13 protein-coding genes are annotated in these 16,291 nt (G+C 60.4%); 9 read left to right on the forward strand and 4 right to left on the reverse strand.

Annotation, left to right across the window (positions count from 1 at the left end; all coding sequences use genetic code 11):
- Window positions 1-16 precede the first annotated feature (16 nt).
- Together tsf and rpsB are read right to left on the reverse strand one after the other, a co-directional pair.
- Window positions 17-880, reverse strand: coding sequence for a translation elongation factor Ts (gene tsf / locus TU82_RS10895; RefSeq protein WP_024073825.1), 864 nt, complete (start codon window positions 878-880; stop codon window positions 17-19).
- A 203-nt stretch (window positions 881-1,083) separates the two neighbouring features.
- The gene (rpsB, locus tag TU82_RS10900; protein WP_003219330.1) at window positions 1,084-1,821 is read right to left on the reverse strand and encodes a 30S ribosomal protein S2; all 738 of its coding nucleotides are present in this window, start codon (window positions 1,819-1,821) and stop codon (window positions 1,084-1,086) included.
- Window positions 1,822-2,208: 387 nt separating this feature from the next.
- Here rpsB and map point away from each other — a divergent pair, with 387 nt between their 5' ends.
- The 4 genes from map (at window position 2,209) to TU82_RS28680 (ending at window position 7,495) form a co-directional block, all read left to right on the forward strand.
- A complete protein-coding gene (gene map, locus TU82_RS10905) occupies window positions 2,209-2,991 on the forward strand; it encodes a type I methionyl aminopeptidase (RefSeq protein ID WP_057723204.1) in 783 nt (260 codons plus the stop codon).
- A gap of 63 nt (window positions 2,992-3,054) precedes the next feature.
- On the forward strand, window positions 3,055-5,757 hold the full coding sequence (locus tag TU82_RS10910; protein WP_057723205.1) for a [protein-PII] uridylyltransferase: 2,703 nt from the start codon (window positions 3,055-3,057) through the stop codon (window positions 5,755-5,757).
- Between the two features lie 160 nt (window positions 5,758-5,917).
- The gene (gene dapC, locus TU82_RS10915) at window positions 5,918-7,117 is read left to right on the forward strand and encodes a succinyldiaminopimelate transaminase (protein ID WP_057723206.1); all 1,200 of its coding nucleotides are present in this window, start codon (window positions 5,918-5,920) and stop codon (window positions 7,115-7,117) included.
- A 114-nt stretch (window positions 7,118-7,231) separates the two neighbouring features.
- Window positions 7,232-7,495 carry a zinc metalloprotease gene (locus tag TU82_RS28680; protein ID WP_156421658.1) on the forward strand — a complete coding sequence of 88 codons (264 nt, stop codon included), beginning with the start codon at window positions 7,232-7,234 and terminating at the stop codon, window positions 7,493-7,495.
- Here the strand turns inward: TU82_RS28680 and TU82_RS10920 are convergent.
- Window positions 7,488-9,131: a Na+/H+ antiporter gene (locus TU82_RS10920; RefSeq protein WP_057723207.1), complete on the reverse strand. Its 1,644-nt coding sequence runs from the start codon at window positions 9,129-9,131 to the stop codon at window positions 7,488-7,490. The genes TU82_RS28680 and TU82_RS10920 overlap by 8 nt on opposite strands.
- Before the next feature lie 279 nt (window positions 9,132-9,410).
- Here TU82_RS10920 and TU82_RS10925 point away from each other — a divergent pair, with 279 nt between their 5' ends.
- From TU82_RS10925 to TU82_RS10940, 4 genes are all read left to right on the forward strand, one after another.
- Window positions 9,411-9,719 (forward strand): arsenate reductase, encoded by a 309-nt coding sequence (locus TU82_RS10925; RefSeq protein WP_231982825.1) that lies wholly within the window; start codon window positions 9,411-9,413, stop codon window positions 9,717-9,719.
- A 32-nt stretch (window positions 9,720-9,751) separates the two neighbouring features.
- Complete coding sequence (gene dapD, locus TU82_RS10930; RefSeq protein ID WP_057723208.1) at window positions 9,752-10,786, forward strand: 2,3,4,5-tetrahydropyridine-2,6-dicarboxylate N-succinyltransferase; 1,035 nt, start codon at window positions 9,752-9,754, stop codon at window positions 10,784-10,786.
- A gap of 69 nt (window positions 10,787-10,855) precedes the next feature.
- Window positions 10,856-12,061, forward strand: a complete 1,206-nt coding sequence (locus TU82_RS10935; protein WP_057723209.1) for an aminotransferase class V-fold PLP-dependent enzyme — start codon at window positions 10,856-10,858, stop codon at window positions 12,059-12,061.
- Window positions 12,058-12,471, forward strand: a complete 414-nt coding sequence (locus TU82_RS10940; RefSeq protein WP_057723210.1) for a SufE family protein — start codon at window positions 12,058-12,060, stop codon at window positions 12,469-12,471. The genes TU82_RS10935 and TU82_RS10940 overlap by 4 nt, the downstream gene beginning before the upstream one ends.
- A 115-nt stretch (window positions 12,472-12,586) precedes the next feature.
- Here the strand turns inward: TU82_RS10940 and tcdA are convergent, their stop codons facing one another.
- Window positions 12,587-13,396 carry a tRNA cyclic N6-threonylcarbamoyladenosine(37) synthase TcdA gene (tcdA, locus tag TU82_RS10945; RefSeq protein WP_420892986.1) on the reverse strand — a complete coding sequence of 270 codons (810 nt, stop codon included), beginning with the start codon at window positions 13,394-13,396 and terminating at the stop codon, window positions 12,587-12,589.
- A gap of 217 nt (window positions 13,397-13,613) precedes the next feature.
- On the opposite strand from tcdA, the gene TU82_RS10950 reads away from it, so the two are divergent.
- Window positions 13,614-16,205, forward strand: coding sequence for a glycosyltransferase (locus tag TU82_RS10950; RefSeq protein ID WP_057723212.1), 2,592 nt, complete (start codon window positions 13,614-13,616; stop codon window positions 16,203-16,205).
- Window positions 16,206-16,291 lie beyond the last annotated feature (86 nt).

Here is a 16,291-nt window from a genome sequence, read left to right on the forward strand (position 1 = left end):
ACAGTTGAAAACTGTCTTATTGCTTGGCGGCAGCCAGCTGGGCAGCAACTTCTTCAGCGAAGTTGTCGACCGGCTTCTCGATGCCTTCGCCTACCTTGAAGTAGGTGAAGGAAACGATTTCAGCACCGGCTTTCTTGGCCAGTTCGCCGACCTTGATTTCAGGGTTCTTGACGAACGCCTGCTCAACCAGGCTCGCTTCAGCCAGGAACTTGCTGATACGGCCCTTGATCATGTTTTCAACGATGTTCTCTGGCTTGCCGGCGATCTTGTCGGCGTTCAGGCTCAGGAACACGGCTTTTTCACGTTCGATTGCATCGGCGGACACTTCCGAAGGCAGCAGGAACTCAGGGTTGCTGGCCGCTACGTGCATAGCGATGTCTTTGGCCAGCTCAACGGTGCCGCCCTTCAGAACAACGGCTACGCCGATCTTGTTGCCGTGCAGGTAACCACCAACCACGTCACCTTCAACGCGAACCAGGCGACGGATGTTGACGTTCTCGCCAACCTTGCCGACCAGTACCAGGCGATCGGCTTCTTGAGCTTCGATCAGCGGAGCGGCGTCAGTCAGTTTGTCGGCAAACGCTTTTTCAACGCTGGCGGCAACAAATGCCTTGAAGTCGTCCTGCAGAGCAAGGAAGTCGGTCTGGGAGTTCACTTCCAGCAGAACGGCGGATTTGCCGTCTTCTTTCAGAGCGATTGCGCCTTCAGCAGCGACATTGCCTGCTTTCTTGGCAGCCTTGATGGCGCCGGAAGCACGCATGTCGTCGATGGCTTTTTCGATGTCGCCGCCGGCCTTGGTCAAGGCCTTTTTGCAATCCATCATGCCTTCGCCGGTACGCTCACGCAGTTCTTTAACCAACGCTGCAGTAATCTCTGCCATTTCAAAATCCTCTTGGATAGGTTTTCAACCATTCCACCCGATCAAACGGGCGATCAATTCTTCTCGAATCACCCTTGTAGGCCGCTGCACGTTACAGTCGCTAGGTTGCGCTGCCACAAGTGGGCGCCGACAAATGGTTTTCGAGGTGGCAAAAAGGGGGCCAAGCCCCCTTTTTGCTTACTGAGTCAACGCCAGGGCGTCAGTTACTCAGCGGCAGCTACCGGAGCTTCTTCAACGAACTGCTCGGTACCGCCAGCAACGTGGTTGCGACCACGGATTACAGCGTCAGCCATCGAACCCATGTACAGCTGGATAGCGCGGATTGCGTCATCGTTGCCTGGGATGATGTAGTCAACGCCTTCCGGGCTGCTGTTGGTATCGACTACGCCGATAACCGGGATGCCCAGCTTGTTGGCTTCGGTGATCGCGATGCGCTCGTGATCAACGTCGATAACGAACAGTGCGTCAGGCAGACCGCCCATGTCCTTGATACCACCCAGGGAACGATCGAGCTTTTCCAGGTCGCGAGTGCGCATCAGCGCCTCTTTCTTGGTCAGCTTGGCGAAGGTACCGTCTTCGGCTTGCACTTCAAGGTCACGCAGACGCTTGATGGAAGCACGGATGGTTTTGAAGTTGGTCAGCATGCCGCCCAACCAGCGGTGATCGACGTACGGCGAACCGCAACGTGCTGCTTCTTCAGCAACGATCTTGCCGGCGGAACGCTTGGTGCCGACGAACAGAATCTTGTTTTTGCCCTGAGCCAGGCGCTCTACGAAGGTCAGCGCTTCGTTGAACATTGGCAGGGTTTTTTCAAGGTTGATGATGTGGATCTTGTTACGTGCGCCGAAAATGTACTTACCCATTTTCGGGTTCCAGTAACGGGTCTGGTGACCGAAGTGCACACCGGCCTTCAGCATATCGCGCATGTTGACTTGGGACATGATAGTTCCTTAATAAGTCGGGTTTGGCCTCCACGTATCCCAATGACCAACCAGCGGCATCAAGGCCTCCGGCACCCAGGTCATCGTGTCGACACGTGTGTGGATTTAAGCTCTGCGGGGTATCCCCGGAAAGCGGCGCATTTTATACCACAGCATCGGCAAAAACGGAACACGCATTCACGTTTGCCGCGCGTCGCGCTCACGTAAGCCCTTGAATAGAGCCGACCTACCCCTACCTTATAGAGAGAAGCGATCATCAGAGGCTCATGATTTGACGCCATCGTCTGTTAGAATCGCGTTTTTTGTGGCTTGTGCGAATTCTGCAACCTTTTGTCGCACGCCCGTAAACCGAATTGATTTCAGCGTATTGCGCTAGAGAGAGCCCGTATGACCGTGAGTTTGAAAACCGCCGAAGACATCGCCGGCATGCGCATCGCCGGCAAGCTGGCCGCCGACGTGCTGGAAATGATCGCCGAACACGTCAAGCCCGGCGTCACCACCGAAGCCCTGAACCAGATCTGCCACGACTATATAGTCAACGTGCAAGGCGCCATCCCTGCGCCGCTGAACTACAAGGGCTTTCCCAAGTCGATCTGCACCTCGGTCAACCACGTGGTGTGCCACGGGATTCCGGGTGACAAGCCGTTGAAGGATGGCGACACCCTGAACATCGACGTCACCGTGATCAAGGACCGCTACTTCGGCGACACCAGCCGCATGTTCCATGTCGGCACCGTGGCGCCGTGGGCCGAGCGCCTGTCCCAGGTGACCCAGGAATGCATGTACAAAGCCATCGAGATCGTCAAGCCTGGCTGCCGCCTTGGCGATATCGGTGAAGTGATCCAGAAGCACGCCGAAAAGAACGGCTTCTCGGTGGTGCGCGAGTTCTGCGGCCACGGCATTGGCACCGTGTTCCATGAAGAACCGCAGATCCTGCACTACGGCCGCGCCGGCACCGGCATGGAACTCAAGGCCGGCATGACCTTTACCATCGAGCCGATGATCAACCAGGGCAAGGCCGATACCAAGGTGTTGGGCGATGGCTGGACTGCCATCACCAAGGACCGCAAGCTCTCGGCCCAGTGGGAACACACCCTGCTGGTCACCGAAACCGGCTACGAGATCTTCACCCTGCGCGCCGATGACACGATCCCACGCGTATCGGCATAAAGGCCGGACAGGTTTTCCCAACGGTGTAATGACTGACTGACAGATAGAAAGGAAAGCCGATCGATGCCCCAGGTGGATCCAGAACTCTTCGACCGTGGCCAGTTCCAGGCCGAACTGGCCTTGAAGGCAAGCCCCATCGCCGCGTTCAAGAAGGCCATCCGCCAGGCACGCGATGTGCTCGATGCGCGCTTTCGCAGTGGCCGCGACATACGACGGCTGATCGAGGACCGCGCCTGGTTTGTCGACAATATCCTGCAGAAAGCCTGGGAACAGTTCAGTTGGAGCACCGAGGCGGATATCGCCCTGGTGGCGGTCGGCGGCTACGGGCGTGGCGAGCTGCACCCCTACTCCGACATCGACCTGCTGATCCTGCTGGACAGCGCCGATCATGAGATTTTTCGCGATTCCATCGAGCGCTTTCTGACGCTGTTGTGGGACATCGGCCTGGAAGTCGGCCAGAGCGTACGCTCGGTCGAAGAGTGCGCCGAAGAGGCCCGCGCCGACTTGACGGTCGTCACCAACCTGATGGAAAGCCGTACCATCTGTGGCCCCGAGCGCCTGCGCCAGCGCATGCTTGAGGTCACCAGCACCGCGCACATGTGGCCAAGCAAGGAGTTCTTCCTGGCCAAGCACGCCGAGCAAAAGGCGCGGCACCACAAATACAACGACACCGAATACAACCTGGAACCCAACGTCAAAGGTTCGCCGGGCGGGCTGCGCGATATCCAGACGATTTTGTGGGTAGCCCGTCGCCAGTACGGTACCCTGAACCTGCGCGCCCTGGCCGGCGAGGGTTTTCTGGTGGAGAGCGAAAACGCGCTGCTGGCCTCGTCCCAGGAGTTCCTGTGGAAAGTGCGCTACGCCCTGCACATGCTTGCCGGGCGCTCCGAGGACCGCCTGCTGTTCGACCATCAGCGTTCCATCGCCACCCTGCTGGGTTTTGAAGGCGAAGACGCGAAGACCAGCATCGAAAGCTTCATGCAGCAGTATTACCGGGTGGTGATGAGCATTGCACAGCTCAGCGACCTGATCATCCAGCACTTCGAAGAAGTGATCCTGGCGCCCGAAGACGAAGCGCCGCCGCAGCCGATCAACGCACGCTTCCAATTGCATGATGGCTATATCGAGGCGCGCAACGACAACGTGTTCAGCCGCACGCCGTTCGCCATGCTGGAGATCTTCGTGCTGATGGCCCAGCAGCCGGAAATCAAAGGCGTGCGCGCCGACACCATCCGCCTGCTGCGGGAAAACCGTCATCTGATCGACGACGCGTTTCGTCACGACATCCGCAACACCAGCCTGTTTATCGAACTGTTCAAGTGCAAGATCGGCATCCACCGCAACCTGCGGCGGATGAACCGCTACGGCATCCTCGGGCGTTACCTGCCGGAGTTCGGCTTTATCGTCGGGCAAATGCAGCATGACCTGTTCCACATCTATACCGTGGACGCCCACACCCTGAACCTGATCAAGCACTTGCGTAAGTTGCAGTACACCCAGGTGTCAGAAAAATTCCCACTGGCCAGCAAGCTCATGGCCAAGCTGCCCAAGCCGGAACTGATTTACCTGGCCGGCCTGTACCATGACATCGGCAAAGGTCGGCATGGCGATCACTCGGAGATCGGCGCGGTCGATGCCGAAGCGTTCTGCCAGCGTCACCAGTTGCCATTGTGGGACAGCCGCCTGATTGTCTGGCTGGTGCAGAATCATCTGGTGATGTCGACCACCGCCCAGCGCAAGGACCTGTCCGACCCGCAAGTCATCCACGATTTCGCGCAGATCGTCGGCGACGAGACCCGCCTCGACTACCTCTACGTGCTCACCGTCTCGGACATCAACGCCACCAACCCCACGCTCTGGAATTCCTGGCGTGCCAGCCTGTTGCGCCAGTTGTACACCGAGACCAAGCGCGCCCTGCGCCGCGGCCTGGAAAACCCGGTGGACCGTGAAGAGCAGATCCGCCGCACCCAAAGCGCGGCCCTGGATATCCTGGTGCGCGGCGGCAACGACCCGGATGACGTCGAGCAACTGTGGTCGCAACTGGGTGACGATTACTTCCTGCGCCACACCGCCGGGGATGTCGCCTGGCACAGTGACGCCATTCTTCAACAGCCGCCCGATGGCGGCCCGCTGGTGCTGATCAAGGAGACTACCCAGCGCGAATTCGAAGGCGGCACGCAGATTTTCATCTACGCGCCCGACCAGCACGACTTCTTCGCCGTGACCGTGGCGGCCATGGACCAGCTCAACCTGAACATCCATGACGCCCGGGTGATCACCTCCAGCAGCCAGTTCACCCTCGACACCTATATTGTGCTCGACACCGATGGCGACTCGATTGGCGATAATCCGGTGCGCGTGAAGAAGATCCGCGAAGGCCTGACCGAAGCCCTGCGCAACCCGGATGATTACCCGACCATCATCCAGCGCCGCGTACCGCGCCAGCTCAAGCACTTTGCCTTTGCGCCCCAGGTGACTATTTCCAACGACGCCCAGCGTCCGGTTACCGTGCTGGAACTCAGCGCGCCGGACCGGCCGGGTTTGCTGGCGCGCATCGGCGGGATTTTCCTGGAGTTCGACCTGTCGCTGCAAAACGCCAAGATCGCGACCCTCGGCGAGCGCGTGGAGGACGTGTTCTTCATCACCGACGCCGACAATCAGCCGCTGTCCGATCCTGAGCTGTGCCGCCGTTTGCAGGCTGCGATCGTGGAGCAATTGAGCGTGACCCAGGAACCGGGCGTCGAACTGACGCGATTGACCCTATGAACACCGGGTTTATGTGGGAGGGAGCTTGCTCCCGATAGCGGCCTGTCAGTTGATCTCTTTTTTTGCTGATCCACCGCTATCGGGGGCAAGCCCCCTCCCACCTTTAGCTCTGCCATGCCTGCAGACCGCATACTTTCCACCGAATTGAACGAGACTTGCGATGAACAACGCCCTGAACCAGCTGCAGCCTTACCCGTTCGAGAAACTGCGCGCCCTGCTCGGCAGCGTCACACCGAACCCGGACAAACGCCCGATTGCGCTGTCCATCGGCGAACCCAAGCACAAATCTCCGGCGTTCGTCGCCGAGGCGCTGAGCAACAACCTCGACCAGATGGCGGTGTACCCGACCACGCTGGGCATCCCCGCACTGCGCGAGGCGATTGGCGCCTGGTGTGAGCGTCGCTTCAACGTCCCTGCAGGCTGGCTGGACCCGGCGCGCAACATCCTGCCGGTCAACGGTACGCGAGAGGCGTTGTTTGCTTTTACCCAGGCCGTGGTCAATCGCGGTGACGACGCGCTGGTGGTGAGCCCGAACCCCTTCTACCAGATCTACGAAGGCGCGGCGTTCCTCGCCGGGGCCAAGCCGCATTACCTGGCGTGCCTGGACACCAATGGCTTCAACCCGGACTTCGATGCCGTGTCGCCGGACATCTGGAAACGTTGCCAGATCCTGTTCCTGTGCTCCCCCGGCAACCCGACCGGCGCGCTGATTCCGCTGGACACTCTGAAAAAGCTGATCGCCCTGGCCGACCAGTACGACTTCGTGATTGCCGCCGACGAATGCTACAGCGAGCTGTACTTCGACGAACAAACCCCGCCGCCGGGCCTGTTGAGCGCCTGCGTCGAACTGGGTCACCAGGACTTCAAGCGTTGCGTGGTGTTCCACAGCCTGTCCAAGCGTTCCAACCTGCCCGGCCTGCGCTCGGGCTTTGTCGCCGGCGACGCCGAGGTTCTCAAGGCTTTCCTGCTTTACCGCACCTACCACGGCTGCGCGATGCCGGTGCAAACCCAGCTGGCCAGCATCGCCGCCTGGCAGGATGAAGCCCATGTATTGGCCAACCGTGATCTGTATCGCGAGAAGTTCGATGCAGTGCTGGCCATCCTCAAGCCCGTGCTGGACGTGCAACATCCGGACGGAGGTTTCTACCTGTGGCCGAATGTGAATGGCGACGACGCCGCCTTTTGCCGCGACCTGTTCGTGGAAGAACATGTGACCGTGGTGCCGGGCTCTTATCTGTCTCGCGAAGTGGACGGTTTCAATCCAGGCGCAGGGCGTGTGCGCCTGGCATTGGTTGCGCCCTTGGCCGAATGCGTCGAAGCGGCGGAGCGGATCCGCGCGTTCATTCAGCGCCACGGTTGAGGTTCAAGCCGCTCCCACGCGGTGGGGGCGGCCGTTACTGATGTATCTTGCAACCCATAAGCGGGATAACTGTTCCACCCACGTTCATCTGGTACAAATGCTCAGGTGAACGACATGCCTCTCACAATCCCAGCCAGTCCCGTCAGTACACTTGCACGCAATCAGGTAAAGGCCTCTGCAAACCATGATGACAAATCCATCATGCACTATGGCTTTCCCGCTTCAAGCCTCAATAGTGGCCCTCACATCCCTCGCAACTTCAAACTGTCTGAGGACGATAAAAAATTCATGCAGTCGCTTTATCCAGAAGATAAAACCCTGTGGGGCAAACTGCTCAATTCAAGCATCCGGGCAATGATCAGCCCCACCACTACTTGACACTTCCCAAATTCGCTTCACTCATATCCAGGTCCGCCAGTACTTCGCGCAGAACATCGTCGCCAATCTGGTGCTGGCGGCTCAAACGGTAGAGTTCCAGGCGCTGCGCGCGTAGCGCCTTGAGCCTCAGCCTGCGCTCCAGCTGATCCATCTGCAGCGCCAGTGCCTGAGCCTCGGCCGAGTCATTGAATACGTCCAACTGATGACGATACTCCGCCATCAGCCGCGCCTTGAGCTCGGTGGCCAATGCAGCCTGAGCGGCGTCCGGCGTCTGGGCTTCGACGGGCTCTTCGACCTCCAGCGCATGGATCGCCGCCACGGCGGTCTTTTTCCAGGCCTCGCGCACTTCGTTTTGGCGCTTTTCATCCGGGCCTTTCTCGACACCACGCAGCAGCAATGGCAGGGCAATACAGGCAGCGACCAGTGACAACAAGATGACTCCGGCAGCAATAAAGATCAGCAGGTCACGCTCGGGAAAATCCTGGCCCGGCGCCAGCAGCAAGGGCACCGACATGACACCCGCCAACGTCACCGCACCGCGTACGCCGCCGACAGTCAACAACCAGCAGGAACGGGCCGTCGGCACCAGGGTCAGCGCACTTTTGCCGCGCAGCCTGCGCAGCAGACCGGACAGCCGCCAGATGCTCTGCACCCAGATAAAGCGTAATACCACCAGCACCAGGAAGATCGCCACCACATCCAGGCAGCGGTAAAACAAAGTAGGCCACAGCGTGGGTTCATGACTGACCACGGCCTTGATGATGTCCGGCAGTTGCAGGCCGAGCAGCAGGAAGATCAAACCGTTGAAGGCAAACTCCAGCAACGACCACACGCTGCGGTTGAGCAGGCGCGTGCTGGTCTGGCGCGGCAACAGGTCGAGCCAGCTTTGCATCATGCCCGCCGCCACCGCCGAGAGAATGCCGGACGCGCCCAGGCGTTCAGCCAGTACGTAGGCGGCAAAGGGCAGCAACAGCATGAACACCACGTGGGTCGCCGGATCATCCCAACCCCGCGCAATCATCCAGGCGCGCAGCCGGCCGACCAGCCAGCTCAACGCCACCCCGATCGCCAGCCCGCCCACCGCCACCAGTACAAACGTCAGGCTGGCATCGGCCAGCGAAAACACTCCGGTCAACGCCGCCGCCAGGGCGAATTTGAAAGTCACCAGGCCCGAAGCGTCATTCATCAAGGCTTCGCCCTGAAGCATATGCATCAATGGCTTGGGCAAACGATTCTGGGAAATGGCTGACACGGCCACGGCGTCCGTGGGCGACAGCACCGCCGCCAGGGCAAAGGCCACGGGCAAGGGAATCGAGGGCAGCAACCAGTGAATGAAGTAACCGGCACCGACCACGGTGAACAGCACCAACCCCACCGCCAATGTCAGGATCGGCCCGCGCAAACGCCACAATTCACGCTTGGGCATGCGCCAGCCATCGGAAAACAGCAACGGCGGCAAGAACAGAAACAGAAACAGCTCCGGGTCCAGCGCCACGTGCAGGCCTAATGTGGGCCAGGCCAGCAAGGCGCCGGCGGCAATCTGCAGCAACGGCAACGGCAGTGGGATGATGCGCCCGACCAGGCGCGAAACGCTGACCAGCATCAGCAGGATCAGTACGGTGTAAGCGGTTTGCATAACGCGGGTTTCCCGGACAATCGACTTGCAATGACACACATCAGGCAACAACTGGCCGTCGAAGTGCCCTATTACCCGGCTATGTTAACTGGCTATGTTACGCGCCAATGCCGCGCTTGCGTTTACACAAAAGTCGCACCTTGCTGACGGGCGGCGCCGAAACGCGCTGGCCGTGGCATAATCCCCGATCTTTCATTTTTCATTGGTCCAGAGGGGGGCAATTCCTTGACTGCTTCAAGCAAAACCTTGCACCTTTTCGGCATCAAAGCCTGCGACACCATGAAAAAGGCGCGCACCTGGCTCGATGAGCACGCGGTGAGCTATGAGTTCCATGATTACAAAACGGCCGGTATCGACCGCGAACACTTGACCCAATGGTGCAACGAGCACGGTTGGCAGGTGGTGTTGAACCGTGCGGGCACGACTTTTCGCAAACTCGAAGACGAACGCAAAGCCGATCTCGATCAGTCGAAAGCCATTGAATTGATGCTCGCACAACCCTCGATGATCAAGCGCCCGGTGCTCGATCTCGGTGACAGAACCCTGATTGGCTTCAAGCCAGATAGTTATTCGGCGGCCCTCAAGTAGGTCAGCCCTTCCATTTTTGTAGAGGTAACAGCATGTCCCATTCCCTGTTCAGCCTGGGCTTCGGCGTCGGCACTCAGAACCGCCAAGGTGCTTGGCTGGAAGTGTTTTACGCACAGCCGCTGCTCAATCCATCGGCTGAAATCGTCACGGCCATTGCACCGATCCTGGGTTATACCGAAGGCAATCAGGCGATCACTTTCACCATCAGCCAGGCGCTGCAGCTGGCCGACGCGCTCAAAAATGTCGATGCCACCCAAGCTGCACTGCTCAATCGACTCGCCGAGAGCCACACACCGCTGGTCGCGACACTGCTGGCCGAAGACGCCGCGCTGACCTCCACGCCTGAGGCCTACCTCAAGCTGCATTTGCTGTCCCATCGCCTGGCCAAGCCCCACGGCTTGAGCCTGGCCGGTGTGTTCCCGCAACTGCCGAACGTGGCCTGGACCAGCCAGGGCGCCATCGATATCAATGAGCTGGCCGAACGCCAGCTGGAAGCGCGCCTGCGGGGCGAGCTGCTGGAAGTGTTCTCGGTGGACAAATTCCCGAAAATGACCGACTACGTGGTGCCCAGCGGTGTGCGTATCGCTGACGCAGCCCGTCTGCGCCTGGGCGCCTATGTCGGCGAAGGCACCACCGTGATGCACGAAGGTTTCGTCAACTTCAACGCCGGTACCGAAGGCCCGGGCATGATCGAAGGCCGCGTATCGGCAGGCGTGTTCGTCGGCAAGGGTTCGGACCTGGGCGGCGGCTGTTCCACCATGGGCACCCTGTCGGGTGGCGGCAACATCGTGATCAAGGTCGGCGAAGGCTGCCTGATCGGCGCCAATGCCGGTATCGGTATCCCGCTGGGCGACCGCAACACCGTGGAGTCCGGCCTGTACGTGACCGCCGGGACCAAGGTTGCGTTGCTGGACGAGAACAACCAACTGGTCAAAGTGGTCAAGGCGCGTGAACTGGCCGGCCAGCCGGACCTGCTGTTCCGCCGCAACTCCGAGACCGGTGCCGTGGAGTGCAAAACCCACAAATCGGCCATCGAACTGAACGAAGCGCTGCACGCTCACAACTAAGCAGCCACTCGATGCCCCCTGGCGAGCCGCACCTTCGCGTGCGGCTCGCTTATACGAGTTTTGAACATCATGCTTGTGCCCTCCCCCTGGCGCGCTGACTTTCCAGCCATCGCCACCCTGCAACGGCAGGACCAGACCTACCTGGACAGCGCCGCCACCACGCAGAAACCCCAAACCCTGTTGGACGCGATCAGTCATTACTACGCCAACGGCGCAGCCAATGTGCACCGTGCCCAGCATTTGCCGGGCGCCCATGCGACCCAGGCGTTTGAAGACAGCCGCAGTAAGGTGGCGCAGTGGTTGAATGCGGGCGACAGCGGGCAGGTAGTGTTTACCCACGGCGCAACCTCGGCGCTGAACCTCCTGGCCTACGGCCTCGAGCACTTATTCAATGCGGGCGATGAGATTGCCATCAGCGCCCTGGAGCACCACGCCAACCTGCTGCCCTGGCAGCAACTGGCCAAGCGTCGCGCACTGACACTGGTGGTATTGCCGCTGACCGATCACGGCGTGATTGACCTTGAGGCCGCCGCCGGACTGATCGGCCCGCGCACGCGACTGTTGGCGGTGAGCCAGTTATCCAACGTACTCGGCACCTGGCAGCCGCTCGACGCCTTGCTGGGGCTGGCCCGCACGCACGGCGCGCTGACGGTGGTCGACGGCGCCCAGGGCATCGTGCATGGACGCCACGACGTGCAGGCCCTGGGCTGCGACTTCTACGTATTTTCCAGCCACAAGCTGTACGGCCCGGACGGTGTCGGCGTGCTATACGGCCGCCACGAAGCCCTGCCTCACCTGCGCCACTGGCAGTTTGGCGGTGAGATGGTGCAACAGGCGGACTACCACAGTGCCAGCTTCCGCCCCGCCCCGCTGGGTCTTGAAGCCGGCACGCCGCCGATTGCCGGTGTGATCGGCCTGGGGGCGACGCTGGATTACCTGGCTTCGCTGGATCAACAGGCGGTGGTCAGCCATGAAGCCGCGCTGCACGACTATTTATTGCGCGGTTTGAAAGCGCGCAACGGCGTGCGCGTATTGGCTGCACCGCAGGTGGCGCTGGCCAGCTTTGTGGTCGAGGGCGTGCATAACGCCGACCTCGCGCACCTGCTGACCGAGCAGGGGATTGCCGTGCGCGCCGGCCATCACTGTGCGATGCCGTTGCTCAAGACGCTGCGGTTGTCGGGGGCGATTCGCGTGTCCCTGGCGCTGTACAACGACTCCGATGATCTGGAGCGCTTCTTTGAAGCGCTGGATCAGGCGCTGGATATGTTGCGATGAGCTTGCCTGAGCAGGCAGCCAGTGCACTTGGGGCGTTTCAAGCCGTAGGCAGTTGGGAGCAGCGTGCGCGCCTGTTGCTGCAATGGGGCGAGCGACTGCCTGCGCTGGCGGAGGCAGACAAGGTCGACGCCAACCTGGTGCACGGCTGCGAAAGCCTGGTGTGGCTGGTCGGCCGCTTGCAGGACGGCCATTGGCAGTTCGCCGCCAGCAGCGATGCGCGGATGATTCGTGGGTTGGTGGCGTTGCTGCTGGCGCGGGTCAATGGGCTGTCGGCCGCTGAGTTGCAGGCGGTTGATCTGCCGGAGTGGTTCAATCAACTGGGCTTGTCGCGCCAGTTATCACCGTCGCGTAGCAATGGCCTGAATGCCGTCTTGCAGCGCATGCGCGAATTAAGCCGTACACACCACTAAATGTGGGAGGGGGCTTGCCCCCGATGCGGTGTGTCAGCCACAGATTTATTGGCTGATCCATCGCTATCGGGGGCAAGCCCCCTCCCACATTTTGATGTGCGCAAGTTAATGAGATTCAGGTGGGCTTGACCCGCTCCGACGGCCTGCGCACCCCGGCTACAATCTTGTCCACCGCCTTGGTCGCCGCCACCATGCCGAACGTCGCCGTGACCATCATCACCGCGCCAAACCCGCCAGCGCAATCGAGCTTGACACCATCGCCAACGAAACTCTTCTGCAAACAAATGCTGCCGTCCGGCTTGGGATAGCGCAGCTGTTCGGTGGAAAACACGCATGGCACGCTGTAATGGCGGGTCACGGTGCGTGAGAATCCATAGTCCCGGCGCAGAGTGGAGCGCACTTTCGAGGCCAGCGGATCATTGAAGGTGCGGTTCAGGTCGCACACCTGGATCAGCGTCGGGTCGATCTGCCCGCCGGCGCCGCCGGTGGTGATGATCTGGATCTTGCGGCGCTTGCACCAGGCAATCAGTGCCGCCTTGGCGTTGACCGCGTCGATGCAGTCGATCACGCAATCGATGTCTGGCGTGATGTATTCGGCCATGGTGTCGCGGGTGACGAAGTCCGCTACCGCATGCACCGTGCAATCCGGGTTGATGCCGCGCAGGCGATCGGCCATCACCTCGACCTTGGGTTTGCCCACGGTGCTGTCCAGTGCATGCAACTGGCGGTTGCTGTTGCTGACGCAAACGTCATCCAGGTCAAACAGCGAAATCTCGCCCACCCCGCAACGGGCCATGGCTTCCGCCGCCCACGAGCCCACGCCGCCGACACCGACGATCGCCACATGGGCCGCCTTCAAGCGTTCCAGGCCTTCAATGCCATACAAACGGGCGACGCCTGCAAACCGCGGATCTTCTGTGCTCATGACCATTACCCTAAAAACCGGCGCGCATTATGGACTACACAGCGACAAGTTCGAAGCGACAAGCTACAAGTAAAGAACTTAGACGGCCTTTCGCTGACTAACGTCCGGCTTTTCTCTGTCCGCTGTACGCTCAGGGAAAGGCCGGTGTAGGATGCGCGCCGGTTGGCGTAGGCCGACACCTCTTTTCGTTCCACACCCTTTGGAACCTGACATAGCCATGGCATCGCGTAAATTTGGACTCAACCTGGTGGTGGTGCTGGCAATTGCCGCGCTGTTCACCGGTTTCTGGGCGTTGATCAACCGCCCGGTCACCGCCCCCAACTGGCCTGAACAGATCTCCGGGTTTTCCTACTCGCCGTTCCAGCAAGGCCAGTACCCACAGAAAGACCAGTATCCGACCGATGAGCAGATGCGTCAGGACCTTGCGATCATGAGCAAGCTGACGGACAACATCCGTACCTATTCGGTCGACGGTACCCTGGGCGACATCCCCAAGCTGGCGGAAGAATTCGGCCTGCGGGTGACGTTGGGGATCTGGATCAGCCCGGACCTTGAGCGCAACGAGCGGGAAATCCAGCGCGCTATCGAGATCGCCAACAGCTCGCGCAGTGTGGTGCGGGTAGTGGTCGGTAACGAGGCGCTGTTCCGCGAGGAAATCACCCCCGAAGCGCTGATTGTGCTGCTGGACCGGGTGCGCGCCGCCGTGAAAGTGCCGGTGACCACCTCCGAGCAATGGCATATCTGGGAAAAGAACCCGCAACTGGCCAAGCACGTCGACCTGATCGCCGCGCACATTCTGCCGTTCTGGGAATTTATTCCGATGGACAAGGCCGGCCAGTACGTACTCGACCGCGCCAGGGATCTGAAGAAGCTGTTCCCGAAAAAACCGTTGCTGCTGTCGGAGGTTGGCTGGCCGAGCAACGGGCGCATGCGCGGTGGCAATGAAACGTCGCCGGCGGACCAGGCGGTTTACCTGCGCACACTGGTTAACAAACTGAACCGCCAGGGCTTCAACTATTTCGTGATCGAAGCGTTCGACCAGCCCTGGAAAGTCAGCGACGAAGGTTCGGCCGGTGCCTACTGGGGCGTGTTCAATGCCGCGCGCCAGCAGAAATTCAACTTTGAAGGCCCGGTGGTCGCAATCCCGCAGTGGCGCGTACTGGCCATCGGCTCGGTGGTGCTGGCCCTGCTCTCCCTGACGTTGTTGATGATCGACGGCTCGGCCCTGCGCCAGCGTGGCCGCACCTTCCTCACGTTCATCGCGTTTCTGTGCGGTTCGGTGCTGGTGTGGATCGGCTACGACTACAGCCAGCAATACAGCACCTGGTTCAGCGTCACCGTCGGTATCCTCCTGGCCCTCGGCGCTCTGGGCGTGTTTATCGTGTTGCTGACCGAAGCCCACGAACTGGCGGAGGCGGTGTGGACCCACAAGCGACGGCGTGAATTCCTGCCGGTCGAGGGTGAATCGGACTACCGCCCCAAAGTGTCGATCCATGTGCCTTGCTACAACGAGCCGCCGGACATGGTCAAACAGACCCTCGATGCCCTCGCGGCACTCGATTACCCGGACTACGAAGTCCTGATCATCGACAACAACACCAAGGACCCGGCGGTGTGGGAGCCGGTGCGCGACTACTGCGAAACCCTGGGTCCGCGCTTCAAGTTCTTCCATGTCGCCCCCCTGGCCGGTTTCAAGGGCGGCGCGCTGAACTACCTGATTCCGCATACCGCCAAGGACGCCGAAGTGATTGCGGTGATCGACTCGGACTACTGCGTGTCACCCAATTGGCTCAAGCACATGGTGCCGCACTTCGCCGACCCGAAAATCGCCGTGGTGCAGTCGCCGCAGGATTACCGCGACCAGAACGAAAGCACCTTCAAGAAGCTCTGCTACGCGGAATACAAAGGCTTTTTCCATATCGGCATGGTCACCCGCAACGACCGTGACGCGATCATCCAGCACGGCACCATGACCATGACCCGTCGCTCGGTGCTCGAAGAACTGGGCTGGGCCGACTGGTGCATCTGTGAAGACGCCGAACTTGGCCTGCGCGTGTTCGAGAAAGGTCTGTCGGCGGCGTATTACCACGACAGCTACGGCAAGGGCCTGATGCCGGATACCTTTATCGACTTCAAGAAACAGCGTTTCCGCTGGGCCTACGGTGCGATCCAGATCATCAAGCGCCACACCGCCAGCCTGCTGCGCGGCAAAGGCACCGAGCTGACCCGTGGCCAGCGCTATCACTTCCTCGCGGGCTGGCTGCCGTGGGTGGCCGATGGCATGAACATCTTCTTCACTGTCGGCGCGCTGCTGTGGTCGGCGGCGATGATCATCGTGCCAACCCGCGTCGATCCGCCGTTGTTGATTTTCGCAATTCCGCCGCTGGCGCTGTTCGTGTTCAAGGTGGGCAAGATCATCTTCCTGTACCGCCGTGCGGTGGGGGTGAATCTCAAAGACGCGTTTTGCGCGGCCCTGGCCGGCCTGGCGCTGTCGCACACCATCGCCAAGGCGGTGCTGTACGGTTTCTTCACCACCAGCATTCCGTTCTTTCGTACACCGAAAAACGCCGACAACCATGGCTTCTGGGTGGCGATTTCCGAAGCCCGCGAAGAAATGTTCATCATGCTGCTGTTGTGGGGTGCGGCACTGGGGATCTACCTGGTGCAAGGCCTGCCGAGCAATGACATGCGCTTCTGGGTAGTGATGCTGCTGGTGCAATCGCTGCCGTATGTGGCCGCGTTGATCATGGCATTCCTGTCGTCGCTGCCCAAACCGGCACCGAAGGCCGAGCCTGTCACGGCAGTGTAAAAACCTGCGTCATGCACTAAACGGCGGCCCTTGGCCGCCGTTTTGCTATAAGATAACGGCCGTTTTACACGCCTTGCACACATCAC

It is taken from the genome of Pseudomonas orientalis, from assembly GCF_001439815.1.
GTDB lineage: Bacteria > Pseudomonadota > Gammaproteobacteria > Pseudomonadales > Pseudomonadaceae > Aquipseudomonas > Aquipseudomonas orientalis.

Coding starts and splice junctions, on each gene's coding strand:
- tsf (WP_024073825.1), bottom strand. CDS start 880: ATGGCAGAGATTACTGCAGCGTTGGTTAAAGAACTGCGTGAGCGTACC.
- rpsB (WP_003219330.1), bottom strand. CDS start 1,821: ATGTCCCAAGTCAACATGCGCGATATGCTGAAGGCCGGTGTGCACTTC.
- map (WP_057723204.1), top strand. CDS start 2,209: ATGACCGTGAGTTTGAAAACCGCCGAAGACATCGCCGGCATGCGCATC.
- TU82_RS10910 (WP_057723205.1), top strand. CDS start 3,055: ATGCCCCAGGTGGATCCAGAACTCTTCGACCGTGGCCAGTTCCAGGCC.
- dapC (WP_057723206.1), top strand. CDS start 5,918: ATGAACAACGCCCTGAACCAGCTGCAGCCTTACCCGTTCGAGAAACTG.
- TU82_RS28680 (WP_156421658.1), top strand. CDS start 7,232: ATGCCTCTCACAATCCCAGCCAGTCCCGTCAGTACACTTGCACGCAAT.
- TU82_RS10920 (WP_057723207.1), bottom strand. CDS start 9,131: ATGCAAACCGCTTACACCGTACTGATCCTGCTGATGCTGGTCAGCGTT.
- TU82_RS10925 (WP_231982825.1), top strand. CDS start 9,411: ATGAAAAAGGCGCGCACCTGGCTCGATGAGCACGCGGTGAGCTATGAG.
- dapD (WP_057723208.1), top strand. CDS start 9,752: ATGTCCCATTCCCTGTTCAGCCTGGGCTTCGGCGTCGGCACTCAGAAC.
- TU82_RS10935 (WP_057723209.1), top strand. CDS start 10,856: ATGCTTGTGCCCTCCCCCTGGCGCGCTGACTTTCCAGCCATCGCCACC.
- TU82_RS10940 (WP_057723210.1), top strand. CDS start 12,058: ATGAGCTTGCCTGAGCAGGCAGCCAGTGCACTTGGGGCGTTTCAAGCC.
- tcdA (WP_420892986.1), bottom strand. CDS start 13,396: ATGAGCACAGAAGATCCGCGGTTTGCAGGCGTCGCCCGTTTGTATGGC.
- TU82_RS10950 (WP_057723212.1), top strand. CDS start 13,614: ATGGCATCGCGTAAATTTGGACTCAACCTGGTGGTGGTGCTGGCAATT.